This window comes from Glaciecola sp. KUL10 (assembly GCF_003203515.1).
Lineage (GTDB): Bacteria > Pseudomonadota > Gammaproteobacteria > Enterobacterales > Alteromonadaceae > Glaciecola.
Map to the genome: position 1 here is coordinate 34,401 of NZ_BGNG01000008.1, position 24,365 is coordinate 58,765.

Below are 24,365 nucleotides of genomic sequence, written 5' to 3' on the forward strand. Positions count from 1 at the left end.
CCGATAGACTCGTCAACCTGAAAAACAAAAATAAATCCTGCCTGCGGTTTTGAAACTAGCGAGAAGTGCAAAAGTAAGCATTGATTATTTAGCCTTTGGTCGGGTATAGCTAACATTACCGTGAAAACCAAAGCTATTTATCAATAAACATCCTCAACTCACTTCACCAAAATTATCTTTTCGAACACATCAGCTGTTTTATAGCCCAGATTTTTATCGCCATTGACTGCATCTATCGGGTAAGAACCAATAAAGTGCTCCCTACTTCCTGACAAGTCAGCGTCACAATAGGCCAACATAAAGCCAAGCGTTTGCCCCTCTCGCAGAGCAGAAGGTTTAGATTCTTTATTTGCTGGCATGAACGTATCGTCATACGTGAATATCTCGAGTTCCCATAAAACCGTATTGTTCTTATGCTCAAGTCTGGTCCACTGGCTGTTGACATGGCTGTTATAGGTTTGAGCATATGCCGCACCGTCTTTTTCATAAGGCCCGATATCACTCACTAAACGGTCTAATCCAACATGATACGCAAATGCGTTGTAATCGTTTAAATGGTCTCCACCTGAAGCATCTTGATCAACAAATACTTCCACACAGTCGTCATCCCAATACTGAACCGTAGGATCTGGGTGAGTGTCAGCTAACACATCGTCAGTAACTTCTATTAACAAATAAAGTGCATCAGCATTCCAAGTGAGTTTATAGCGCCCTGAAAAATCGTCATTCGACAGGTTTTCGCCAATCAAAACTTGGTCAAGTTGACGCCACGCCACTTTATCCCAAATGGCTTCTTTTGCTTGTGCATCAATAGTAATGTTTGACCCGCTACCCAAGACTTTTGTAGGGAGTTGTGCATAAACCGAGTAGCTGAACAGGTAAGACAATACCCCACCCCATACGATTAACTGTTTTGTGCATTTACTTTGGTTTTTTTGTCTAAAACGCATTTTTTTATCGTCCTTATTCACTCGTCGGTTCTGCTATAAAGTTTAAACATTTGAGTGCTTCGTTTGTTAATTCGTCAATTGACCTGCTTGCCGAGAGTATTGTAGCCTCATCATCATTTGGCATTTCGAGTGCTTCAAATTGGCTTTTCAATAGTGAGGGGTCAAAAAAATGTCCACTGCGTTGCGCTATCCGTTTTTCAATGGTGTTAAAGTCTGTATCTAGAAACAATGGGTGAATAACAGATGTGTGTTTACTTAACGCGCTAATCAGATAATGCCTATGTACTTGTTTTAATCCAGAAAACGATAAAACAACGTCATAACCATGTAATAGCTTTTGCTTGACACACAACACTATTCGCTCAATCCATGGTTCACGGTCAGTGTCATCCAAAGGAATACCGTTCGCCATTTTTTGCTTTGACTTAGCGCTATGTAAATCATCACCTTCGATGAACATTGCGTCATTGCATTGCGAAATGCTTTCAGCCAAGCTTGTTTTACCTGAGCCACTCACTCCCATAATAATAGTGAGTACCGGCAACACTTTAGGCTTATCTACAGGGAGTGAAAGTGATACCTCGTAATGTTTTCCCATTTCTATATCTTGCAACACAAAATCATTTTGCAGTACACCATTCACGCGCATTTCACTTTCGTTATTCGCTGTTTTTTCAATTGATAACGAAATTGTTGCGTCTCTGAACTTATAGTCAAGGTATAGGCTTCCCCATGCACTCGGTAAATTAGGGTTTATAATGAGATTATTTTGCTTTCCTTGCAGGCCACAAATCTTTTCGATCACAATCCTATACAACCAAGCTGCTGTGCCAGTATTGAATAAATGGCTCGATTTACCTGCAACTTCAGGTGCTTGAAAAAATGCGCCTCTAAAATAATTGGGAACATACACAGGTAACTGACCGCTAGCATCACTTTGACAGGCCTTTATCATCTCATCTACACATAAAAAACCTTGTTCCGCATTGCCAGATTCAAATAAAGAAAATATCCAAAATACAAAGGCATGGTTATAAACAGACCCGTTTTCTGCACATCCAATATGTTTTTGAGTCAGCCTGCCTATGTGTTCATGCATATGCGTGTAGCTAGGTGCTAACATCATATTTCCATATGGGGTTTGTAGGTGTTTAGTCACAGACTTTTTGAGTAACTGTTGTTGTTCAGTACCAGCTGCTTTACAAAGTAAAGACCAACTTTGAGGATTCAAATATATACGGCCTTCTTCTTCTGTCGATACACCAAATAATGCACCGTCATCAGTGATACCTCTTGCAAACCATTCTTTATCCCAACAGTGTTCATTGATAGCCTTATTCAAGTCGGTGATATGCGTCGACCAAGATATATCAGAGCTTACACTGCTATACTCAACTAGAATCGTTTGCCAAACTTGAATAGCGTATGAACTCGCCATAGTTAGCCAAGCAGAAACGCCTTTCCCTTTTGCACCCACCATGTTCATTGGATCACACCAATCGCCCTGATCAATAAAGCATAAGCCTCGGTAATCTCGCCTTTTAAGCAAATACAATAAAGCCTTTTCAATATGTTCGAACACGGAAGCTTGTTCATCACTATCTTGAAAACCAACCATTTCACTTAATAAATCAGTGTCATTAGTTTGATTTAGATAAACTTGGAGTAATAGTGGTAACCACACACAATGGTCACTATGGGGAATTTGGTTGATATATTTAAGTTCAGCATCTGGATGCAGCAAGATTCCATCTGGCATTTCACCACTAAAATGTTGCTGTGAAAGCGATGTTAACAGGCATTTCTTAGCCATACTCGGTTGAATAAAGCATGCGCCGATATTGTCCTGAATATAATTTCGAGTTTGTGGATCAGTTGTCAATCGATTGACTTCATAATGATACTGTACTTGCCTTGGTAGCCAATGATTTACAAAGTCATCGAACGCCTGATCAGGTGACGTTAACCTAATACTACCGAAGCCCTTTTCAATGGCGAGAGTTTGCTTAGCTGCATCATTGTTTTCTGTCGTAAAGTACTGTTGTTTAATCAGCGCTATATCTTGATTTTGATAGATAGGTCCAAACAGGTATTGTATTTGTTCTTGTGCATCATGCCTCAAACAAATGCGGTGCTGCAGACTCGCACAGGGTGTTTCATAAATTGCTGAGGCGAAAGGCAGTTGTTCTGAAAGCACAGCGTCGGGTTGACGCAAACCACCGAGTCCCTCAAAAGCATTTTGGCTAGCACACCATGATGTACAACTTCGGTCTGCGCAAAGAAATGTTTTTTGAGCCGTGTTTTTCAAGCTTGGGTATTCGTCCAGCTTTTGATACGGAGTCACGTAAGTGCCAACAACCGCTTGCTGTTTAAGGTCAAAATCTGCACTTTGATTCATCCAAGACATATACCCCAATGGGAAGTAAGCATAAATAGACCAATTATCATCTGCTGAAGCTTGAGACTTTTTAATCTTTACAGACCATTTTTCAAGTGCGCGGTCGTCTGCCAAACTCAAACAAAGCTCAATTTCAATTCCGGCGTTTTTCACTTTCCATGTGATTAAGTCACTTTCAACAATAAATGAAAAGGACTCAGGTAAAATTTTGCAAGGTGCAAAAGGTAAAGAAAACAATGCGTTTGTTTTTTCGTTTTTTATATAAAAAAACCGTCCGGGATGATGAGCAAAATAAGGATGCTCTGGTTGCATAAACGTCTTCGCCTCCAAACTCGGCGAAAAAGCATATTTGCTAGGTTCCGGTTGCATAAATTGAGCATTGGCATAACCCTGACAATTCATACTGATCATCATTTTTTCGTTCCATAAAAAGCCACAAGCATTGGGTTTAGTTATTGGGCTATTAGCTGAAACTTGGTGTTTCATAATATTCATTGAATTTTCTTACGCCTTTTTAGGAGATAGACTTGCTTCATCCGAATCGGATATTGTCGAATCTGGTAAAATATCTTTTTGAATTTCTTCCAATTGCTGAGCACTAAGTGGATAAAGTTTGATACAAAATACGGCGCATGCAGCAAAAACGGCAGGAATAAGTGTCATCAGTAGGACAATACCCAACTGAGAATCGGCCGTTTGCGTGGTATTGGCTGAATACCCCATATATGCGAGTGTCCAGCCTATGCCTGCCCCAGCAAGTGCCCCGCCTAGTTTCTGTGAAAATGCCGCAGCACTGAATATCATTGCGGTTGCTCGTCGACCTGTCTTCCATTGAGAATAATCAGCAGTATCGGCATACATTGAAAACACAAGTGGTGATTTCGGCCCTAAGCACAAGCCAATGATTCCCTGAAAAACAAACATCAGAGTAATACTATCTTTTGGAATGAAATAGAATACTGCAGACAATGCGGCCACAATTGACATGAGGACAATAAGCAATTGTCGCTTGTCCATAAATTTAACTAATAAAGGTGTCAAAGCTGCACCAATTGCTAAACTTATCATGTACACAAACGTGAATGAGCCGATTAAATCTTCTCGCTCAACATAGTATTTAAAGTAAAACGTCCCGCTGCTAGCTCGAAGTGAAATAGTTACCATGATTACCATTGCTAGCACAAAAAGCACTAACCAAGGCTTATTACTGAATAAATCTTTAATATCAGTTAACACGGGTGTCGCTTTTTTCTGTGGGGGTAGAATACGTTCTTTTGAAGTAGCAAACGTAGTTGCAAACAATAAGGCTGCCGCAATCCCGTAGACGCCCATGGTCAACTGCCAACCAAGCTGCTCATTTCCAGCGCCCAGATATGCAACGAGTTCTGGAGTGATGTAAGCGACTAAACTGCCACCACTGAATGCACCGATAAACCTAAAGCTAGTTAAGGTCGTTCTTTGCTTGGAATCAGCGGTCATGACTCCCATCAATGCGCCATAAGGCACGTTGATAAAGGTATAAGCGAGCATCATGAAAATATAGGTCGCATAAGCCCAGATAATTTTGCCAGTATCACCTACATCAGGCACTGTAAATGTGAGTACGCCAGCAGCAGCAATTGGAAGTATCCCCCACAACAAATAAGGCCTGAATTTACCCATTCTGGTTTGAGTTCGATCCGCGATAGCCCCAAAAACGGGATCAGACACAGCATCAATAATGCGTGTTACCAACATCATGGTTCCAACAACAGCGGGATGTAGGCCAAACACGTCAGTATAAAAGATAAAAAGAAACACATCGAAAACACGCCAGTAAAAGTTTGAAGCAACATCACCACAGGCATACCCTACTTTTTCAGTCATTGTTAACTGATGCTTATTTGCGTCTTGCATGCAAACCTTCCTTTTATTTTTTTATTAAACCGACTAGGATATAAATGTAAGCGCTTTCAAATGTAAATGCAAAGTTAATTTCAAAAAAATTACAAGAAGACAAAAATGCCACTATTGTTTATATTAATAAGCAGTAAAGGAATCTAGAAATCTTATGAGCACAATCTACGAAGTATCAAAATTGGCAGGTGTTTCGCTTGCTACAGTTTCTCGTGTCATTAATAAAAATGCTGCTGTCAGTGAAAAAACAAAAGAAAAAGTAAAAATCGCAATGGAGCAATTGGGTTATCGCCCAAATACTATCGCTCAAAGCTTAGCATCTAACCGCAGCAACAGTATTGGGGTACTTGTTTCACAATTAGACAGCCCCTTCTTTGGTGAAATGATGGTGGGCATAGAAGATGAAATGCGAAAAGCAGGTAAGCAGGTATTGTTTGCTGCTGGACACAATCTTGAATCGATGGAAAAAGAAAGCATTGAATTTTTGCAAAGTAGAAATTGCGATGGCTTGATCGTGCATTGCGAACAAGCGAGTGACGAATACATGCACAGCTTAACAAAAGGTAAAACTTCAGTCGTTATCGTGAATAGAAAAATCCCGATGATTGAAGATAGATGCGTCACGCTAGACAACTTCAAAGGCGGCTACATCGCAGCTCAATACGCTGTTGCTCAAGGACACACTCAGCTTGCTTATGTGTCAGGCCCGCACGATAAAAAAGACTCGCTTGAACGATTACAAGGCGTAAAAGCCGCATGTAAGGATTTAGGTATAGAACTTGAAGACTCACATATCGAAACGGGTGATTACAGCGAAAAAAGCGGAAGCGACGCAATCAGTGCCTTTATCGAAAAAGGCTATCGCCCCAGTATCTTGATTTGCGCCAATGATGAAATGGCATCTGGCGCAATGAAGCGAGCAAGAGAATTAGAAATTGATATTCCAAAGGAGTTATCCATCATCGGGTACGATAATACCTCTTTTACAAAGTACCTTCATCCCGAATTAACTACCGTAGAAAACCCGATTGGAAAAATGGGTAAGATGGCAGCAAAGTTGATTTTGAATCTTGCATACGACCAAAAAAATGTCATTCACAATAGGTTTGAACCAGAAATGGTCATTCGTAATTCTGTTTATCGCCATGATTAAACTGACTGATATTACCCGTAGTTTTTCAAACGGTGACGAGACGGTTATCGCTCTTAACAAGGTTTCTCTAGAAATAAGAGAAAACGAGTTTGTCGCAATTATGGGAAGTTCAGGTTCTGGCAAGTCAACCTTAATGAACGTATTGGGCTGTCTAGATACACCAAATAGTGGTAGCTACTTTTTGAATAACGAAGACGTAGCCAGTATGAAAGACGAGTATTTATCGGATATTCGCAATAAACACATAGGCTTCATTTTTCAAACATTTCACTTATTACCAAAGCTAGATGTCTGCGAAAACATCAAATTGCCATTGCGATATAGTGATGTTGATGAAAGCGAAGCGACAACAAGGTCTGAAACCCTTATTGAGCGCGTAGGCTTGAGCCATCGAAAACATCACAAACCTTTCGAAATGTCTGGCGGGCAACGGCAGCGAGTCGCTATTGCTAGGGCACTCATCAATCGTCCCAGCGTGATATTAGCAGATGAACCTACTGGGAACCTTGATTCTAAAACATCTGTGGATATTATGAATTTACTGACAGAACTTCATAAGGCGGGGCAGACTATCGTTATGGTGACACATGAAGACGAAATCGCAGAATATGCTCAACGTGTTATCGTTATGCGAGACGGCGAAATCATTGAAGAAAGGAAAAACTAATGTCCCAAGTGTTTGCAAGTTCAGGTCGTTTTTCTTTTTATTTTTTCTTCGCCAGTTTAATGTCACTATCATGCAAAGTGGGTTCAGAAGAAATATTACTCACTGGCGTCGTCAGCAGTGCGGCTAAACAGGTCGTCAATGCCCCCAAAACCAGCCGATGGCAGAGCACAATACAGTGGCTTGCGAAAGAAGGTGAAATTGTTAAAAAAGGTGAGCTGGTCGCTGTGTTCGATGGCGCACTCGAACAGACTCAACTATCCCAAAATGAAGAAACAATTGAACGCCTTGAACTTGAACTAGCGCAAATGAAACTAGAGCAAGAGCAACAACTTATTGACGCTGAAGGGCGATTAAGAATAGCTCAAATGAATGTCGATAAAGCAAGAATTGAGGCATCAGTACCGCCAACCGAAGTCAGTAAATTTGAGAAAGGTCAATTTGAACTCGCTTTACAACGAGCCCTGCTCGAACAAGTAAAAGCTGAAGATGCGCTCTCGCGGACTAAAAAAGAGAGTACATCAAATATTAAAAAGAAAACCTTGGATATTTTAAAAACAAAGGAACAAATAACGTATTTGAAAGAGCTCTTAAATCGGATGAATATCAGAGCTGAGCATACTGGCCCGGTAAATTACGCTATACACCCTTGGTACGGGACTAAAATCGCAGCTGGCGCAAATGTCAATGCAAGTTGGAAGATACTTGATGTGCAAGCCATTGAAAACTTTCAAATAGAAACTTGGGTGCACGAAGTTGACGCGGTAGGTTTGGACTCAAATGCTAGCGTATCTTTATTTTTTGATGCCTACCCTTCGACTGCGTTATCAGGCAGCATTAAAAAAATATCCACACAAGCAGAAAAATATCCTCAATGGAGTAAATCGAGCTATTTTCCTATGGTGATTACCTTCGATAGTGACATTCCATTTAATTTAATGCCAGGCATGAGTGTCAGAGTGGAAATTAAACAAGGTTGAATAATGAAAACAGCATACATCAAATGTTTCTGCGCGTTATCTATATTAACGCTAGTATCTTGTTCAAAAGCCCCCACAGAGATCAAAGCCAGTAAACAAGAATTTATTATTAGTGCGCCCGCCGAGCTTATATCTCTTGATGAAGCCACGATCGGCCCCCCAAATATCAGGCAAATGTGGCAATACAAAATTGAATACCTTGCTCGCGAGAATTCGATAGTCAAAAAAGGAAATGTGCTTGCGCGGTTTGACGGTCAAAGGTTGAAAGATGAGTTGATTACGCGCAGTAGCCAACTAGCTGCGGCGAAAAAAGAGGCCGAAAAACAAACGTTGATAGACGAGGCAAAGCAACAAGACCTTGAGTTAGCGCTTGCAGAAGCGAAAAAAGATGAAGAAATAGCACGTCGAAAAGTTGAGATTACTGATGTTTCGCGTTCACAGATAGAAAAGCAAAAACAGCTTGCTGAATTTAAAATTGCGACTGAAGTACACAACCAAGCAAAGCAGCGTTTAAAACAGCATTCAGTGTCAGTCGAAGCAAGAAGAAAAGTGCAAAATGCGAAGATTCAAAATAGGCAAAGTCGCGTCAACGAAATCAATGACAGCCTTGCAAAGCTTGCACTAATATCGCCAAAAGCAGGAATCGTTTTGTATATACCAGACGGAAACGATGATAAACCGGCAGTCGGAGATACCGTATATATGGGAAGAAGCCTGCTTAAAATCCCTTCTTTAAACGAAATTGCTGTGCAGGCAGAGTTTGATGAGTCCTACATATCTAAAGTGTCTATTGGTCAACCCGTTAAGGTCACCCTTGATGCATTTCCAGAACGCTCTTTTCAAGGGGTCATCGAAGACCTAGGAAAAACATTTCGTCAAAAATCTCAGCGCAATCCAAAAGTGGTTTTTGATGCATATATCAGCCTTAACAAACTTGATACAGATATTATGCGTCCTGGAATGAAAGCCTCAATCTCTTTAAGTGACACTAGTGAAAACACTAATAACCGCTCATTGACAAATGAGGTTGGCAAATGAAAACCATAAGCTATAGCTTATTTTTATTGGTGTGTTTAGTCCTGCTTACAGCTTGCGAAGATAAGATCGAAACTATACCGACCTATTCGATTCAGGATACTGAATTTGAAATAAGAGTATCTGGCTTTGGGGAAATTGAGGCTGCTAATGCACAAAGAATTTTAACACCTGGTACGCAAGCAATGGCAATTGCATGGCTTGCTCCTGAAAACACAATTGTGCAAAAAGGTGATGTCATCGCTCGTTTTGATGCCCAACAGATTATTCGAGACAGTCGAAACGAAGAATTGGAGATGCTAAAACTTCAAGCCGATATCGTCAGGAGTGAAGCTGTTCAGGTACAGCAGCAAAATGATGTCGTCTCAGATCAAGTGTTTGTGCAGGAGGAGTTTGCATTTGTTGACCGTTTTGCAATTGATGATCTGCGCATTTATTCACAGCTTGAGATTATAGACACGCTTCAAAATAGAGACTTTTTAGAAGCAAAAGATGAATTCTTGGACTGGAAAGGCGGCAGTTTAACTCAGCAACACGAAAGTGAAATAGCGGTGTTAGATATTCAAAAAAACAGCCATAAGACAAAGTTTGAGCGCTTTCAATCAGCGCTATCCCAGCTTGAAGTTGTTGCGCCTTACTCCGGGTTATTAGTGTATGAAAAAGATCGACGAGGAGAAAAGCCCAGCGTTGGTCAAACTGTGTTCCCTGGTCGTCCCATCGCAAAGATTCCTAACCTAGATGACTTACAAGCCAAGGTATTTGTGCTTGCAAATGATGCAATTGATCTCACAAATGATCTACCTGTTAATATACGACTTGACGCATTTCCCGATAAAAAATTTGATGGCTATATTACAAATGTTTCTGCGTTTCCGCGTTCAATTGAACGTGGAAATCCTGTGACTTATTACGAAATCACCGTCGAACTCAACCAACAAGACAGCGAAATAATGCAACCTGGGCGCAAATTAATTGCCGATATTCAAGTAAAAACAGCTTCAGAAAGGTTAGTGATTCCACTGCAGTCAATTCATCATGAAAATGGTCAAAGCTATGTTTACCTCCAAAGTGGCGATGTTTTTTTCAAGAGTACAGTCTCCACAGGTATCAAAAATCAATTTTTAGTCGAGATAACACAAGGCTTATCTAGGGGCGATACAATCGCACTCAGTGTGCCAACACAAATACCCGATAATAACTAAGCCAATAATGAATAAAAAAAACACATTCCACAAATACTGGTTACTCGTTAAAGATGCTATCGACGAATTAGCAGCCCAAAAGCTGCGCACATTTTTGACATTGTTGGGCATGATATTTGGTGTTGGCGCCGTAATTGCTATGCTCAATATTGGCGAAGGCGCTGAAAAAGAAGCGCTAAAGATGATCGATTCGATGGGGGTTAACAACATTATTATTAACGCCAAACAGTACAATGGTGAAGAATTACGAGAAATAAGAGCAGAGAGTCTGGGCCTGAATATGGGCGACGTTAATGCCGCCCTAGCTACCCTTCCTTTTGTAAAAGAATTTAGCGCAAGCAAGAATATCGACACGCACGATGTTTATAGTGATTTCGCCAAAAGTAATGCGCAAGCAATTGGCGTGACGTCGAGTTATTTTCAGCATGCAAACCTGCAATTGGCAGCAGGCAGGTTTTTGGATGAATCTGATAATAAAAGAATGGCTCAGGTCGCGGTAGTCGGTGCTGATGCCATCAATGAATTGTTTCCCGAAATAACAGACCCTAGTTTAATCTTAAATAAACATGTTAAAATCAACCATGTCTGGGCCAAAGTTGTCGGTGTTTTAAATGCGCCAGCTGGAGATAAAAACGAGTTTCAAGGTGTTCAGATAGGGGGCGACCGATATCGAATATTTCTCCCATTACAAACCGCAGTTCAAAAGTTTTACAGCTTCGCTTTATCGAGCGAATTAGACAGTATTAAACTTGCGATCGATGAATCCTCAGATCCGTTGATAGCAGCTAAAGCTGTAGAAGAGTTAATGCACCTTCGTCACGGTGGTGTGAAAGACTATGAACTAATTATTCCTGCGGCACTATTAGCTCAACAAAAACAAACTCAACAAATTTTTAATATTGTCATGGCTTGCGTCGCAGGTATTTCTTTACTAGTTGGCGGTATTGGTATTATGAACATCATGCTTGCCAATGTAATGGAGCGAACCACAGAAATTGGATTATTGAGAGCTATTGGCGCGACTCAAAAAGACATCAAATTACAATTTTTGGCTGAGAGCTTTACCATATCGATACTGGGGGGCTTGTTGGGTGTGTTTTTTGGTTTGATGCTTTCAGAAATCATAGGCTTTTACAGTGGCTGGGCTGTTAGCTGGTCGATTCCAGCGATTTTTTTGTCGCTATCAATTTGTATTATTGTTGGTGTTGGTTTTGGTGTGTTCCCAGCCATTAAAGCTTCAAAGCTTAATCCAATAGAAGCTTTGCACAGCGATTGACGCAATATTGAGTAGCACTTTTCTTGTTACCATTCGCCAAAGCGCAGTGAGTCAGTGTTTCTTCGTCCTATCACTTTTAGATCAATGGCAGCCGCTTTCACCTCAATAAACACCTCTAACCCAAGTGTTTTCGCGGTTTGTCGGATATTGTTTTCAAGTAATGCGATTGACGAATTCGTTTCATAAGTCATGACCACACGTGAAGCGGACTTTTGAACAAGCTCAATTTCTTTAAAGCCAGAATACTGAACTAAGTACTCACGAAAGCGAAGATATTCAATATTATTAATGCCACTAAGATTAATAATAATCGCGTCGTTGCTTAGGCGTTTTTCTTGCACGGTATCGCTTGAATTAACGGTTTCTAGAGAAAAACACGGCGCGCTAAGAAACATAAAGCATGTCAAACCAATTATGAAAAGCAAGTTTCTTAAAATCATTGAACAATCACCACACTATTGGAGATAGCTATCTTGTTGATTATTAAGTGTAATATAAAATCTTACTAAACAATACAATTAGATTTTGCCAACACCCATGTTTGCTTAACGAAGCGTTCATTTACAACAATATCCGTCAGTTGCAATGAATTTTGAGCCATAGCATAAACCGCTTGAAACTGGGTTAAAGGCTCACCATCTAGCTGTGCAGCGATAAATGCACTCAGCCTCAAATCAATCTGCCTTGGAAAGATTCTTACCGGTAACGCGTTGGGTGCATATGCGTTGAGCAAGCGCATTTCTTTTGCACTTAAGCTGCCATGTGCCACTCTCAACAAATCACTTTTGCCAACCGACTTAACTTCATTCAAAACCATTAAGGAGGACTGACCATCGTTTTCCACGAGCGCTCCAAATTGCATCCCTTGACAGCTATACATAAACTGAAGAAATTTGCTCCGTTCGCGTTCTCCCTCCGGCAACACTAAACTAAGTGAATTTGAATCTAAGTGTTGTAATCTTTGATAGTTTTGTTCAACACGCTGAGAGAATTCGACTTCAGAGTAAACCACCTCACTAGTCTTCAATGGCTGCGGGCTTGGCGTTGGCGAGCTTGGGACAAAAGTCTCACTAGGAGCTTGTTTCACAACCGGCGCGGGTGGTAAATTGACATAAGTTGAATGCACTACATTTGGCAAGTCCTTTGCCATCAGTTCCTCGTCCAATGAGGGTGTAGCGACCTGGTTCTCTACTTTGATGTCGTTTTCTTTGTCGTTTTCGTTATGCGAGTCAAATATCGGTATTAGAAATACATCAAGTAACCAAACACATATCACTAGCGCCACAAGAGAAGACGGCTTTCGAACGATATTGTTTAAACGTTGATTATCAGCAATGATCACTTCAACTTTTCCCAAATACTTATTTTACTGTGCTAGCAGATGTAAAGAGGCTAGCTCCATTTTATTGATAACATCCTTAAGTTTAGCTTGCTGCTCAATGCGTTTGGCTCGCTCATTATTTGCTGAAGTTACACTCGCATGCTGATCTATATCTGGCCCCCCTTCCTTAGCAAGTCGAAATTTATTCTGATTAGCAGCTCTAACTTCAATATTTGCAGCGGATTCGGTTTGATTTGTTGATGCTTCGTTAAGATTGTCCATTCGTTTTGTAGGTTCAGAGGCTATTAATGCGTTTCTAGCTTGATTATTTTTTACGAGTTCAGCTTGTTGATTGACTAACAGACTTAGCTTCTTCATCTCAGTTTCTAGCGCAACTACGCGCGCTAGAAATTGCTGTTCTTTTGTAACACTAATGGGTGTAACTCTACTATTGCTATCAAATTTCGACAGCCAAGATTGACCGAATGATGATTGGACAACCAAATAAACAAACCCGACAAAGGCGCTAATAAAAAATAGTGTCTTCATTTATTTTCTCCATTGATAAATATCGTAGATTCTGCCTCTTGTTGGCTCACACGAGCAGCAAACTTTATTGATATTGATGCGCGTACTAAAGTTGCACTTGGCAACCCAACTACCGTCGTCATAAACGCTAGTGAGAATTGTGCGGTTAATTCACCAATTAACGGTTCAACTGTTTCAGGTGTGAGAGCTTGACCAGATAGGGTTCCTATTCCTAAACTTATCCCTAGCAAAGTGAACGTTAACGCAAGTGTCGAAATACCGTTGCCCGCTTGCTGGCCAACCTCGTACCAGAACTCTGGCTTTATATCATGATGAATTCTGACAAAGGATATTGCCCCCACGCCCATCAATACAAAATAAATCAGCGTAAATGACACCCCGAAATAAGCCTCAACCCATGTCAAAATATCCGCTAAATTCATGTCGGTAATAAAACTTGCCATCGCTAGCAAGATGACAATAGTGGCTATTGCAAACGTGATAACTTGAGACAAATTAATGTGCGACTTTTGCTCTGCTGGTAGCTTGCGTTTCGCCGAAACTTTGAAATATCGGTTGTCATCTATATCACTCACCGCTTTCATTATCTAAACCCAGCTTTGCTGCTCAAAATTCGTTTATTTGTTAATCGGACCTGGTTCAACCATTGTTCGGTAGCACTCTTCTTTTGTTCAGCGCCTGCATGAACCAAAAAAGTTAAGTCATAGTTTTCAAACGCTTTTTGAGCCAATCGGCTATTTGATTGCACGAGGCGCTCATCTCTAAGGACCATGCGCTCCATGTCACTAAGTTGCCGTTGTTTTAGCTTAATTTTAGATAGTCGCTGCTGTGCATCGGCCTCTGTGTCTAACAAATCATTAATTAGCGCAGCGCGCTCTCTTTCTAAATTTTTAAGTGTGAACAAAGGGTCTTTTGCTAGCACAGAAAAACTGCATGCACATAACAAAGACAACGCGAGGGTATTTACTATTGATTTTTTCATGATTATCTCCAGAAACGAACGAAGTTATGGCTATAAAAACAAATCTACAGCTTGTGCAGGTTTGGTCATTTGAGCTTGGTTGAAACCTTCGTCTTCTTGCTCGTAAGCGATTTCATACTCTAACGCTTGAGCATCCAAGGCTACCAACTTTGCCATATAGCTAAGCATTAAAGACTCCTGATCTAGCAAAGACTGTTCAGTCGATGCCTGCATTAATAGTTGTCTAACATATTCTTGTGCGCTCACCTCAACACCATCAATAGTGGGTGCAACTGAAGCCTTGTGCGCAGAAATAGCTTGCTTTAACTGCTCGATTTTTGAAAGATTATGAGCAAACTCATCTGCATAAGGACTTGGTTTGTCATAACCATCGTGCAACAAAGTTTGATCAACTTGTGCCATTACCGCCTCCATGCGTTGACGAGCTTTTTCCTGCTGTTGTTTAAGCTTGGCTGTTGCTTGTTTAGCGTCCAGATTTGCCTGCTTATGTAGCTTAGTCAAAACATCTTCGTACAAGTCCTGCTTTCTATCTAATGCGTCTTGTCTGAGATTTTGGCTTTGTTGCATCAGGTCTAAATAGCTTGATTTTAGCTGAACTAAATTCACGCGCTCTTCAATCCACTCTCCCTCAGGGGCTTCGACAACCAATGCTTGAAGGTTTTTAATTTGCTCACTCGCAGCAGAAACCTCCTGTTCAATGGATAATAATGACTGCGCCATAGGTGACATTTCAAAATCTTGCTGAATACGCTTTTCTATAAGATTAGCGGGCAGCTTAATTAATGATTCGCTAGCCACTGGTTGCCAGTTTTGGGTCGAAGCAAAAGAAACAGTGCTCGTAAACGCAATAGAAGCAGTGAGCAATGCAATTTTAAAAACCTTGGGTGTAAGCAAACTGCTTGTATATGATTGTTGATAGTTTTTGTTCATGAAGATACTCCGTTTCCCTAATTGATTGACCAATATTGCTGACGAGCCAATTCTGACTTTAAGGTTGAGTTGATATTTAGAAGGTTAAGTTGGCGCTCAGTCAGACCATCTCGAGCCAGCAATGCCGTTGCAGTATCAACAAATGAAGTGTAATCAGGCATTACTAAGTCTTGTCTTGGGAAACGTTTGCGAAATTGCTCAAGGCTTTGTTTAGCACTTTTTAGTTCACCCGCTTTAATAAAATTTAATACGCTTAATGCATTAAATTGCATCGCAGTTTGGTTATCTGGGTGTTTAGGAAAAAACGAGATACCATTGATGCAACGTTCAGCATGATTGGCTAAGGCCATGTAAGCACCAAGATTTGTTCCACTTTCTAGCGCACTCTCTCTTTGTTTGACTTGCTGCTCGCAGGCAAAATCAACACGTTTCAACTGATTAAATTGCTCATCTTGCTGTTGATTGCTAAATCCAGACGTTGCCGAACAAGCTGACAAGGTAATTGCGCAACACAAAATAGCGATAGGCTTTATTTTTGATGTGTATTTAGAGGTCATATTCATCTCCAATCATGAGTTACGATTGGGTATGAAACACTTTGGGAGGTTTTTTTATCTATAACAGAATTTTTTCAAAAAAACTTTTTATAAACTTAGTTTCCCTACAATAAAATTGACGCTGTATGATTGTTGTGAGAACCAAGGAGATATTGTTGCAAGGTCAAAACGCTCAGAGGTGTCGACAAAACCAACTTGCTGAAAACCTTTAGCCGTAGTCCTAAGATATGTGTTCAACGATTGATGGTCGGCTTCATCTAAATATCGCTCAGAAAGTACTAAGGTGAAATTTCGTGTGATGCGCCTATTGTCTGGCAGTGGGATTTGCCAGCTATTTTCAAGCTTAGCTAGTCTCACGAGCGCCCCTGAATCTGATACCAACCATACGCTTTTAATCTTATTGTCCAATCCTAATTTGAGCTCACATAATGTGCTTAAGGAAAGTTTAGGCAACGTCACTATTGGTAAATCATCCAATGTGTTAGATTGTTGAAAACTAGTGTGGTCGCATATGCCGCTATCAGACAATGTTGATTTCAATATGCTTGGCGACGGACTATTTAAAAAATAATGATGGGATAAAAAAATCGTTAAGACACTAACGACTAGCAAACTCAATGCACCAGAAACAATATAGATTTGTTTTTGATTTTGGTTAGTGATTTTCGTTTCGTTTTTTTCGAATTCCGGTTCTTCATAATCAGAGATACTCGGGGTATTCTTTAATGGCAATAGCATTTCAAGCTGAGGGCTATCTTCCTCAAGTTGAATTGATAAACATTCTGGAATACTTCTCAGCACTCCCCTTGATAAAAGCTTGCTAGCACAGTCAAACAGCGAACTCGCCCCAAAACCACTACAAGGTAAAGTGAGTGTCTGTCCAACGTCATTGGCATTTGGCATTATCCATTGAACCATAATCCCATTGCTCATCCAGTGCATTATTTGTCCTTTTGCACTTACTATCTTTTTTTCTAAGCCCTCGATTTTCTTAACCGACATATCAAATGTTGATACTGCACCCGTCACGCAAAGAGCGATATCACCTTGTGTTATTTCACTTTGAGCAAGTTGATTGTTCGCATACAGCAAATGCGCCAAATAAAAACCTAATTGCCAGCTTTCTCCTTGGTCGATCGCGTTATCCACATTTATTCTATATGCTGACCCACCAAAATGATTATGAATTAAGCCCGTGGGAGATTTAACAAAGAAATCATAAGCATCACTGATTCCAGCTAACTTAGCGCTGCCATCAATGGTCACGATTGAGCGCGTACCCTGCTCTTCTAGCAGTGTCATATTTTGAACTGCCACTAGCCCATGAGTCGTTGCCACATAAATATGAACCTTAACTGGCATGGCTTTCCTTATAATTTAATCACAACTATCTAAACTGTTAACTCAAATGAATAAACGTATCATCATTGATCAAAACCCCGTACTCTTGGGATGTCTTTGCTAATGTTAGTTCAGCTCTATTATCTTGTAACGTCATAAAACTCAAAACAGAGCATTTATTGTTTAAAACCATATGCAGGTGACAACCCACCTGGGTTTGCGTTGATGAAGCGTTTTTTAATAGCAGGTTGACGCTGGCCAATGAATCATCATGTTCAACATCCCTAACTCGCAATTCAAATTTATCAGTTTGCCGCACAAGCGCCTCAACAACTGAACTGGCAGCTGCTTGGGCGTCACTGATTGACAAACTTATTTTGTTCAAAACCCATAAATATTGAGGCATATGTATAGATGATTTGTTTATTCTCACCAAATTAGCTTTTGATGCAGCTAAGTGAGGTAAACACGCTGTTTTTACAATGTCGTTGAAAAGTAGTGGTTTTTTATGCTGCTTATTAACACTTGTCGTTACTTCGTTGTGTGCTTGCTCGGACAGTTTTCTCGTCGCCTTTGCTATGGCGAATAATTGTTCATGTGCACTTGTTATTGACTGATTCATATAGCCCCTCGGTGGCGTAGCTTTAACTCTTCAGTGAATATGCAAAGATCAGCGCTAAAATTTACAACGCACGCCTCTAAAATTGATATTTCTTTGGTGGTTTCTCCAACAGATGAAACAAAAGTACTGATGGCTTTTGTTACTAACACATCCAAATTGACTAATTGTTGACTGCCTTCTAGATATGCGTCTTCATCGTATTTGTGCCAATCTTTAAAGCCTTGTTTATTATTCTTTCTTAATGCATCTTGAGCCAAGTTGAACACCTTGTTCAACACAGGCTTTTCAAGTTGCCACCTCTTGAGCATGACAAACAATTCGTTAGTTCCCTTCGCCGATTCTTCGGTGATATTGGCTTGAAAAAACAACCGAAGTGCAGATAACTGAGCGGCGTCTATTAAGTCTTGTAACACCCAATCTAATACACTTAAACAAGCAAGGCTTTTTTTGTTGTATAAGACTGCTACGCATGACAAGAGTGTTAATTTAATTGCTTTCTTGAGGCTAACTAGTTGTTGATAATGTGTTTCATAACTTTCGATCGGATGTGAGCGTTCATGTGTTTTATCTTGTATTTGTGTGCTACGAGATAACTGAATCAATTGACTTTGCCACTGACCAAATACGCTTGCTCGCCATGCACTAAGCGGTAGGCTGTCATTTAGATTTGCAACTGTGATATGCGGTAAAACCAACCCGATTTGCTTGCTACTTAAAAATTTCGGCGTCGAACTCAAGGGTGTTTTTTCAAATGCCTCAAAAATGTTTGATGCACTTTCGTACAGTGAAATTTCATCTTGGCTAACGATTTGTGCATATTCATCCAATGACAAAGCATGTTGAGCCTCGTGAGCTTGTAACAAAGACTTTTTTGCAAGCTCATAATCTATTACATCTTCTAATGCACTTGTGTATTTGACATAGCCGTCGATATCGCGACTATCTTGCCAAAATCTTATTACCTTATGATCATCGAACTTACCCGCTGGCGCTTGTTTCTGGGTCCATTGTTCAATGTGCCTAAACCTTTGCTGGACTTTTGCACTCGGAAGATGTGCTTTTAACCAATCGTATATTTGTTTTTGTAAAGTGTTGGCGTGTTGTTTTATTGACTTTTCATCTGTCCCCATCAAGTTTGCTTCCAGTTCATCCAATAGATGGTGAATATGAGTCGTAAGCAGTTCTAAAAATGCAGAGAGCAAACTAATACGTGTTGCAGAAATTACAAACTTGCTGTACTTGAATTGAATACACAAGCCCATTTCATCAATATATATTTTGGAGTCTGACGGCAGCCATTCTGCCTGGTGGCTGTGCTCAAACGCTTTTCTAAAAGCACTAGGTGTTATCGCTTCATCAATCCAAAAGAAATTCAATAGTGCAGCTGAATCGCGCTTGTAGTTAACCACGGCCCAAACTAGGTAACAAAGTTCTAAACTCAATTTTGCATAGTTACGACAACATATGTATTGCGATAAACGATCAATTGTTTTTGTATGATATTTTTTGCCACTTACTGAGGAGGTATCTCTGAGCGCTTCGAAATCAGCTAATAGACTTTCGCTTATACCCACTGAAATTATACTAGGCATGGTCACTCTCGGTCAGTTTCTGATGAGTGTCATATTTAAAGGTTAAAGTCGCGTGTCGGTAACGAATACTCACATTTGATTCAAGGCACACCTTACCCACCAGTAAAGCATCATTAATATAAAGTGACTCAATAAGCTGTTCATTTTCATCGGGTACGATGTGCCACGCACCATCGTGTATAATTTTTGCAATGACCAGATCTACATTTGATAATTGATATAGATGACACAGATACAAACCTTCAGTATCGTCAAAGCAAACATAAATACCCTCTCCCACCAACCAAAAATCAGTAGATTCTATTTCGTTAAAGTTTCTCCAAATACTGGTCAATTGCCCCTTATCAAATAAAGAAACGTTAGCTTTATCCAATTGCAATAAAAGGCTCTGATTGACTTTATCTGTGCTGATAAGAAACTGAACAGGTGTTGCTCCTTGTTTTGCACTCAGGCTGATGGTGTCATTTTGCAAAATGGGGGTTAAGCGCTCATCTAAAAAAGATTGATTAAGCCAAGTGCCATTTTTACTGCCTAAGTCACTGCAAAAAAACTCCCCATGTTCCTTTGAAATAAGGAGATGCTTATGAAAACTCGACACTGCGCTATGTTTAATCTGAAAAAAGCAGGTGTCTGGCAGATAAGCAGATGAATCTGACAAAGCTTGATGACCTCTCCCCAATTGAATCCGCTTTTTGTTGGACAGCACATAATTTAAGTTAGCTAATTTAGTACTTATTCCGGTGCTTATGTTCTGTGAAACCACCCGAAGCTCCGCATGCGTATTAATGTCTTGTTTTAGAAGTCGATCCGTGACTGCTTTAGATACTTTTACCAATAGTTTATCTATTGCCGCCAACTCTTGATATTGCGTCGAATTACACTGCTTTTTTGCTGAATGACAATAATAGTAAGCATGGTAAATGCTGCCTTGGGAGAGTGCATTGACCGCAGAAGAGAGTGAAAGCTTAACTTGAGAAGTATTTAAACTCAGACTATTTTCGGAATGAATGCCATTACTGATGACTTGCTCCAACTCAAAAATTTCCCAATGCTCTCTGTCGATAGTTTTCAACTGAGATAACCAATCATTTGCTTGCTGCCAACGTTGGCTATCTATTGCTTTTTGAATTTCTAAGGAGTACTGATCGCAAAGCTTTTTTTGTTGTTTTATATCATATGCTTGCGTTTTTATTACTTGAGGTAAAACAAACGGTGAATAATGCCATAGGTGATAAATACTAAGCCATTTACTCACTCTGTTTTGAGCGCTGAGCACTTGCAACCTTGCGCTCATAAATTGCCACCACAGGTAATTAATAATTAAATAAACAGAGGCAACCGTCACCACCGAAATTAATATCTTTTGGAATAAAAACGCAGTCCCCTTTCTAGAAACTGTAATATTTGAATCGTTAAACGTCATAGAAAGCGCACTTTTTTCAGTGATGGGCACTAACAACTGCCAAAATTCGGTAGGTGAGATACTCGTCGTCACGCTAAAAGTACTATCAAATAAAAGAAACCAATTATCAGTTAACCAGGCACTGACGACTTCACTTCTAATTAGATCTATATCTGAGTCAACTCTTTCGCCAAGGGTATTTAGATTCGCCTGCAACGCTTGAGTTTCAGTTTGTGTTAAATCAACAAAGCTCAATTCAAATTTATACAAGTGCTTACTATTGCGAATTTGCTGTATCACTAACAAGCCTACGTCTGAAACCACTCGCTCCAACGCAACCGTGTATTGGTTTTGGGTCGGGCGAGTTAATAACTCTTTAGGTAAGTCTAGTGTGATGCTAGAAACAATTTCTCTCGATAGTAAATCGATGGCTTGAATACCAACAGATGACAAATCATTGACGTGAACTAAAAGCGAAATTGAAGGCTTTGATCCTTGTTCAAGTAGGGCATCGTTTAATCTATCTGCATTTTGATATCCGCAAAAACTTTTCTCGCAAGCGCCATAACTTGAGTCCCACGTAACGACTTTCAAATTGTTTTGCAACGCAATGCTTGTCACTGTCTGCTGTATTAATGCATTTAATGTCTTTTTGTTGTTTTCAAATATTCCATAATTAACACTTCCATTTAATACCACAACTCGATGCTTTTCGCTTGATGCTACGGTGTTGAAACTCACCACGATAGCGAGTAATAGCAAAAGTTTTTTAACTATCAAAAAAGTCATTTTATCGCTCACCAATAGGAGCGGCGGCACGCGATTCGACTTCTTCGACTAGTCTAAATCCCGTGCTATGCGAACGCGCTGTTTTACTTAAAAAAGTACGAGTATTTAACTGCAATGCGCTCTTTCCATCTAACCATGATCCACCTTTCACGACTGCTTGATCGCATCTCACCGGCGTTTGTGCTGATACTTGCCAGCAATCGTTGGTCCACTCTTGTACATTTCCTAACATATCAAACAACGACAAGGCATTAGGTGGGAACTGCCTAACAGGCATTGTATAGCGGTTGTTAATCGCATTGCAGTTTCGGCAATGAGCAAGGCCGTTGCGCATGCTATCCCCCCAACTGAAGCGGGATTGACTCCCAGCCGCAGCAGCATTCTGCCATTCAAGCTCGCTAGGCAAGCGAAGAGTTGACTGCGTATGTTTAGATAACCAAGGTATAAAGCGTTCGACAATATCAAACCAACTAATATTCACTACCGGATGTTTTGGATTATCGAAAAATGATTGACGAGGATCTGTTGTTAGTTTTTTGTAAGACCGACAAGCGCCTTCGTTTATGCACTGTTGATATAGGGCGTTTGTCACTTCGTGAGACATCATTCGTATAGAATCACTCAACCCCGACTCCTTTGGCATGAGAATAAACTCAATGGGGATACCATCAGTAACAGTTTTATCTGTGTTGCCTATAAAGTAACGAGTATCACCAATCGTCAAATCAAACTCAAATGAATGCATGTCTTGTGTTAAGTCTATCCTTTGATTAAGCGTGTTATATCCATTTTTGCTGACCCGAACTGTATATGTACCTCGCGTGAGAAATGCACTATTGTTTTCATCGAGAGGCACGACTTGTGATGCTTCATTGAACATTAAGATATCTGTATTTTTTGGCATCGTTGTAATAGAAATTTGAGAATAAAATATAGGTACATCTTGGTTCTCAAGCATTTTACTTTCTGAAGTGATGTTATTTTCTACATTAGCTTGATCTTTAGATTCTTTTATCGTCAACAAACTATCTTTTGAACCTGAATCAATCTTGCTGTCTTGTTGAAAAAAGTCGTTTATCAATATCATTGAAATGACAATTAGAAATAAAGCAATACTTGCCCAAACCCCTCTTTTAAATCGACGAGTTAACTGCTTAGATAATTTTGAGTCATTTCGAGCGAGATTTCGCCAGTTTGGAGAAGTGGTATCAAGCTCTGTTATCACTTTGTCAATCAGTCCATCTAACAATGTATCTGCATTCAAGGGCTTCGAAGCAGCTGCAGAATGATCCCCTTCGATTAACAAGCTTTTAAAATAAGACGAAGCTTTGAATTTCCTTCGGTCCTTTTTAGTGATGGTTCCCACATTAATCAGCACTCCTCTAATCATCTGAATCAATGTCTTAGCGTGTTCACTCAAATATTCACGATGATTAACTTCCTGTGTTACTTCTTCTTTTGTGCTGCAGATATCACCACAGTTTTGATGTGTACTAATTGTTTGCTGGAAACTAGAAAGCGCAGATTGAGCATCTTTTACACGATTTTTCATATTAGGCGACATGCAGTGAGCAATAAACCCTTTAATCGCGTCGTTAAGCCCTTCGTCTTTTATGTCAATCTTTTTAAATAACTTTGAAAGCACGACGCCAACTGAAAACATATCATTGACTGGACTTGCTTTCAGCGTGGGATTATTAAATAACTCAGGGCATAGGTACTCGGGTGTACCAATACGGGATTTAGATTGATTGGTATCGGCTGAATGCGTTGTTATAGTTTGTGCAATACCAAAATCGGCCAAATAAACACGATTTTGTTCATCCAACAATAGATTGGCGGGTTTAATGTCTTGATGAACCCATCCCCGTCTATGAAGACTAGAAAGCCCTGTCAATATTTGTTCAATTAGACTGATAAAAATGGATAAAGGTAATTTGTTGACGTTTTGCAGTAACTGCGACAAATTTGACACGTAATACGGCATCACGATGAAACAACGACCATCTGCAAGCTGCTCGACATCCATTAAGCTAACAATGTTGGGTTGGCCATTGAGTTGATGCAGTAAATTTGCTTCTGCTTTAAACTGTTCAAAGTCTGTCTCTAGCGCATTATCAGTGCTTTTAAAGACTTTGAGAGCAACGGGTATATCTAAATGTGGTGACTTTACCAAATAGACGTAACTGCTCGCCCCTTCACCAAGTTGCTTAATGACTTTATATTTTCCAAACTCATCGCTCAAGACTTTCCCACTACCCTCAAATAATGTGCGTTATTAGTAGTAGTTTACTGCAAGAAATAAGCCTTTATTTGCAAAATTTAAATTAATACCAAGAACTTAGCTTTTTGCTAATAGTCTAAATATGCAAACCGCTTCTCCCACTCTTCAATCTCACTTTTGATTGTACTGAGCTCTCTTTGCTCCGGCTTGTCGGTCTTGGGTTGCATCATTTCTTTGCGATGTCTTGAGATATTATGCATACGCACCAGTTGAAGCGTTTCAATTAACTCGTTTGTTTTGTCCGAGTTTTTTTCATCTGCATCTGAATGAAAACGAGTTGAGTCAACTATAAGTGCATCTGCAGTCGCTGAAACAGCAAGGTGCGAAACAAAAATAAAAGCCATAAGCAAGCACGCTATCAAACTTATTACAGCGCGCTTGAACATATTCTGCTCTCTTTGCATCTCTTTCGTCTTTAATGCCAACTGTTTGTTTAACATGT

Annotated in this window: 22 protein-coding genes; 6 read left to right on the forward strand and 16 right to left on the reverse strand. The window is 40.0% G+C overall.

What is annotated here, in order from left to right:
* Nucleotides 1-158 precede the first annotated feature (158 nt).
* The 3 genes from KUL10_RS13495 to KUL10_RS13505 are packed head-to-tail and all read right to left on the reverse strand — an operon-like array spanning nucleotide 159 to nucleotide 5,244.
* Nucleotides 159-950, reverse strand: coding sequence for a sugar-binding protein (locus tag KUL10_RS13495; protein ID WP_110429475.1), 792 nt, complete (start codon nucleotides 948-950; stop codon nucleotides 159-161).
* Between the two features lie 13 nt (nucleotides 951-963).
* Nucleotides 964-3,843 (reverse strand): gluconokinase, GntK/IdnK-type, encoded by a 2,880-nt coding sequence (locus tag KUL10_RS13500; RefSeq protein WP_110429476.1) that lies wholly within the window; start codon nucleotides 3,841-3,843, stop codon nucleotides 964-966.
* Nucleotides 3,844-3,852: 9 nt separating this feature from the next.
* Nucleotides 3,853-5,244, reverse strand: a complete 1,392-nt coding sequence (locus tag KUL10_RS13505; RefSeq protein WP_110429477.1) for an MFS transporter — start codon at nucleotides 5,242-5,244, stop codon at nucleotides 3,853-3,855.
* 154 nt (nucleotides 5,245-5,398) lie between these two features.
* On the opposite strand from KUL10_RS13505, the gene KUL10_RS13510 reads away from it, so the two are divergent.
* The 6 genes from KUL10_RS13510 to KUL10_RS13535 are packed head-to-tail and all read left to right on the forward strand — an operon-like array spanning nucleotide 5,399 to nucleotide 11,554.
* Nucleotides 5,399-6,397, forward strand: a complete 999-nt coding sequence (locus tag KUL10_RS13510) for a LacI family DNA-binding transcriptional regulator (RefSeq protein WP_110429478.1) — start codon at nucleotides 5,399-5,401, stop codon at nucleotides 6,395-6,397.
* Complete coding sequence (locus KUL10_RS13515; RefSeq protein ID WP_110429479.1) at nucleotides 6,390-7,064, forward strand: ABC transporter ATP-binding protein; 675 nt, start codon at nucleotides 6,390-6,392, stop codon at nucleotides 7,062-7,064. The genes KUL10_RS13510 and KUL10_RS13515 overlap by 8 nt, the downstream gene beginning before the upstream one ends.
* On the forward strand, nucleotides 7,064-8,041 hold the full coding sequence (locus KUL10_RS13520) for an HlyD family secretion protein (RefSeq protein WP_110429480.1): 978 nt from the start codon (nucleotides 7,064-7,066) through the stop codon (nucleotides 8,039-8,041). Before KUL10_RS13515 ends, KUL10_RS13520 begins: the two co-directional genes overlap by 1 nt.
* 3 nt (nucleotides 8,042-8,044) lie before the next feature.
* Nucleotides 8,045-9,079 (forward strand): HlyD family secretion protein, encoded by a 1,035-nt coding sequence (locus KUL10_RS13525; protein WP_110429481.1) that lies wholly within the window; start codon nucleotides 8,045-8,047, stop codon nucleotides 9,077-9,079.
* On the forward strand, nucleotides 9,076-10,278 hold the full coding sequence (locus KUL10_RS13530) for an efflux RND transporter periplasmic adaptor subunit (protein ID WP_110429482.1): 1,203 nt from the start codon (nucleotides 9,076-9,078) through the stop codon (nucleotides 10,276-10,278). Before KUL10_RS13525 ends, KUL10_RS13530 begins: the two co-directional genes overlap by 4 nt.
* A gap of 7 nt (nucleotides 10,279-10,285) precedes the next feature.
* The gene (locus KUL10_RS13535; RefSeq protein WP_110429483.1) at nucleotides 10,286-11,554 is read left to right on the forward strand and encodes an ABC transporter permease; all 1,269 of its coding nucleotides are present in this window, start codon (nucleotides 10,286-10,288) and stop codon (nucleotides 11,552-11,554) included.
* 26 nt (nucleotides 11,555-11,580) lie between these two features.
* Here KUL10_RS13535 and KUL10_RS13540 read toward each other — a convergent pair whose 3' ends face one another.
* The 13 genes from KUL10_RS13540 to KUL10_RS13600 all read right to left on the reverse strand — a co-directional run bounded on the left by KUL10_RS13540 (nucleotide 11,581) and on the right by KUL10_RS13600 (nucleotide 24,363).
* Nucleotides 11,581-11,949 carry a hypothetical protein gene (locus tag KUL10_RS13540; RefSeq protein WP_146216785.1) on the reverse strand — a complete coding sequence of 123 codons (369 nt, stop codon included), beginning with the start codon at nucleotides 11,947-11,949 and terminating at the stop codon, nucleotides 11,581-11,583.
* A 110-nt stretch (nucleotides 11,950-12,059) separates the two neighbouring features.
* Nucleotides 12,060-12,896 (reverse strand): hypothetical protein, encoded by an 837-nt coding sequence (locus KUL10_RS13545; RefSeq protein ID WP_110429485.1) that lies wholly within the window; start codon nucleotides 12,894-12,896, stop codon nucleotides 12,060-12,062.
* Nucleotides 12,897-12,920: 24 nt separating this feature from the next.
* The gene (locus KUL10_RS13550; RefSeq protein WP_110429486.1) at nucleotides 12,921-13,424 is read right to left on the reverse strand and encodes a hypothetical protein; all 504 of its coding nucleotides are present in this window, start codon (nucleotides 13,422-13,424) and stop codon (nucleotides 12,921-12,923) included.
* Nucleotides 13,421-14,008 carry a hypothetical protein gene (locus KUL10_RS13555; protein WP_233499831.1) on the reverse strand — a complete coding sequence of 196 codons (588 nt, stop codon included), beginning with the start codon at nucleotides 14,006-14,008 and terminating at the stop codon, nucleotides 13,421-13,423. The genes KUL10_RS13550 and KUL10_RS13555 overlap by 4 nt, the downstream gene beginning before the upstream one ends.
* Nucleotides 14,008-14,406 (reverse strand): hypothetical protein, encoded by a 399-nt coding sequence (locus KUL10_RS13560; protein ID WP_110429487.1) that lies wholly within the window; start codon nucleotides 14,404-14,406, stop codon nucleotides 14,008-14,010. Before KUL10_RS13560 ends, KUL10_RS13555 begins: the two co-directional genes overlap by 1 nt.
* A gap of 30 nt (nucleotides 14,407-14,436) precedes the next feature.
* Nucleotides 14,437-15,336, reverse strand: a complete 900-nt coding sequence (locus KUL10_RS13565; RefSeq protein ID WP_110429488.1) for a hypothetical protein — start codon at nucleotides 15,334-15,336, stop codon at nucleotides 14,437-14,439.
* A 17-nt stretch (nucleotides 15,337-15,353) separates the two neighbouring features.
* On the reverse strand, nucleotides 15,354-15,893 hold the full coding sequence (locus KUL10_RS13570; RefSeq protein ID WP_110429489.1) for a hypothetical protein: 540 nt from the start codon (nucleotides 15,891-15,893) through the stop codon (nucleotides 15,354-15,356).
* 87 nt (nucleotides 15,894-15,980) lie between these two features.
* Complete coding sequence (locus tag KUL10_RS13575; RefSeq protein ID WP_110429490.1) at nucleotides 15,981-17,255, reverse strand: hypothetical protein; 1,275 nt, start codon at nucleotides 17,253-17,255, stop codon at nucleotides 15,981-15,983.
* Nucleotides 17,256-17,292: 37 nt separating this feature from the next.
* On the reverse strand, nucleotides 17,293-17,856 hold the full coding sequence (locus KUL10_RS13580; RefSeq protein WP_110429491.1) for a hypothetical protein: 564 nt from the start codon (nucleotides 17,854-17,856) through the stop codon (nucleotides 17,293-17,295).
* The gene (locus tag KUL10_RS13585; RefSeq protein ID WP_110429492.1) at nucleotides 17,853-19,448 is read right to left on the reverse strand and encodes a hypothetical protein; all 1,596 of its coding nucleotides are present in this window, start codon (nucleotides 19,446-19,448) and stop codon (nucleotides 17,853-17,855) included. Before KUL10_RS13585 ends, KUL10_RS13580 begins: the two co-directional genes overlap by 4 nt.
* Nucleotides 19,441-21,639 (reverse strand): FHA domain-containing protein, encoded by a 2,199-nt coding sequence (locus KUL10_RS13590; protein WP_110429493.1) that lies wholly within the window; start codon nucleotides 21,637-21,639, stop codon nucleotides 19,441-19,443. The genes KUL10_RS13585 and KUL10_RS13590 overlap by 8 nt, the downstream gene beginning before the upstream one ends.
* 1 nt (nucleotide 21,640) lies before the next feature.
* Nucleotides 21,641-23,884, reverse strand: coding sequence for a bifunctional serine/threonine-protein kinase/formylglycine-generating enzyme family protein (locus KUL10_RS13595; protein ID WP_110429494.1), 2,244 nt, complete (start codon nucleotides 23,882-23,884; stop codon nucleotides 21,641-21,643).
* A 107-nt stretch (nucleotides 23,885-23,991) separates the two neighbouring features.
* Nucleotides 23,992-24,363, reverse strand: coding sequence for a hypothetical protein (locus tag KUL10_RS13600; protein ID WP_110429495.1), 372 nt, complete (start codon nucleotides 24,361-24,363; stop codon nucleotides 23,992-23,994).
* Nucleotides 24,364-24,365: the final 2 nt, after the last annotated feature.

What these genes read in the sequence shown, in the direction of transcription:
- KUL10_RS13495 (WP_110429475.1), bottom strand. Translation starts at nt 950, where the DNA reads ATGCGTTTTAGACAAAAAAACCAAAGTAAATGCACAAAACAGTTAATC.
- KUL10_RS13500 (WP_110429476.1), bottom strand. Translation starts at nt 3,843, where the DNA reads ATGAATATTATGAAACACCAAGTTTCAGCTAATAGCCCAATAACTAAA.
- KUL10_RS13505 (WP_110429477.1), bottom strand. Translation starts at nt 5,244, where the DNA reads ATGCAAGACGCAAATAAGCATCAGTTAACAATGACTGAAAAAGTAGGG.
- KUL10_RS13510 (WP_110429478.1), top strand. Translation starts at nt 5,399, where the DNA reads ATGAGCACAATCTACGAAGTATCAAAATTGGCAGGTGTTTCGCTTGCT.
- KUL10_RS13515 (WP_110429479.1), top strand. Translation starts at nt 6,390, where the DNA reads ATGATTAAACTGACTGATATTACCCGTAGTTTTTCAAACGGTGACGAG.
- KUL10_RS13520 (WP_110429480.1), top strand. Translation starts at nt 7,064, where the DNA reads ATGTCCCAAGTGTTTGCAAGTTCAGGTCGTTTTTCTTTTTATTTTTTC.
- KUL10_RS13525 (WP_110429481.1), top strand. Translation starts at nt 8,045, where the DNA reads ATGAAAACAGCATACATCAAATGTTTCTGCGCGTTATCTATATTAACG.
- KUL10_RS13530 (WP_110429482.1), top strand. Translation starts at nt 9,076, where the DNA reads ATGAAAACCATAAGCTATAGCTTATTTTTATTGGTGTGTTTAGTCCTG.
- KUL10_RS13535 (WP_110429483.1), top strand. Translation starts at nt 10,286, where the DNA reads ATGAATAAAAAAAACACATTCCACAAATACTGGTTACTCGTTAAAGAT.
- KUL10_RS13540 (WP_146216785.1), bottom strand. Translation starts at nt 11,949, where the DNA reads ATGTTTCTTAGCGCGCCGTGTTTTTCTCTAGAAACCGTTAATTCAAGC.
- KUL10_RS13550 (WP_110429486.1), bottom strand. Translation starts at nt 13,424, where the DNA reads ATGAAGACACTATTTTTTATTAGCGCCTTTGTCGGGTTTGTTTATTTG.
- KUL10_RS13555 (WP_233499831.1), bottom strand. Translation starts at nt 14,008, where the DNA reads ATGAAAGCGGTGAGTGATATAGATGACAACCGATATTTCAAAGTTTCG.
- KUL10_RS13560 (WP_110429487.1), bottom strand. Translation starts at nt 14,406, where the DNA reads ATGAAAAAATCAATAGTAAATACCCTCGCGTTGTCTTTGTTATGTGCA.
- KUL10_RS13565 (WP_110429488.1), bottom strand. Translation starts at nt 15,336, where the DNA reads ATGAACAAAAACTATCAACAATCATATACAAGCAGTTTGCTTACACCC.
- KUL10_RS13570 (WP_110429489.1), bottom strand. Translation starts at nt 15,893, where the DNA reads ATGACCTCTAAATACACATCAAAAATAAAGCCTATCGCTATTTTGTGT.
- KUL10_RS13575 (WP_110429490.1), bottom strand. Translation starts at nt 17,255, where the DNA reads ATGCCAGTTAAGGTTCATATTTATGTGGCAACGACTCATGGGCTAGTG.
- KUL10_RS13580 (WP_110429491.1), bottom strand. Translation starts at nt 17,856, where the DNA reads ATGAATCAGTCAATAACAAGTGCACATGAACAATTATTCGCCATAGCA.
- KUL10_RS13585 (WP_110429492.1), bottom strand. Translation starts at nt 19,448, where the DNA reads ATGCCTAGTATAATTTCAGTGGGTATAAGCGAAAGTCTATTAGCTGAT.
- KUL10_RS13590 (WP_110429493.1), bottom strand. Translation starts at nt 21,639, where the DNA reads ATGACTTTTTTGATAGTTAAAAAACTTTTGCTATTACTCGCTATCGTG.
- KUL10_RS13600 (WP_110429495.1), bottom strand. Translation starts at nt 24,363, where the DNA reads ATGTTAAACAAACAGTTGGCATTAAAGACGAAAGAGATGCAAAGAGAG.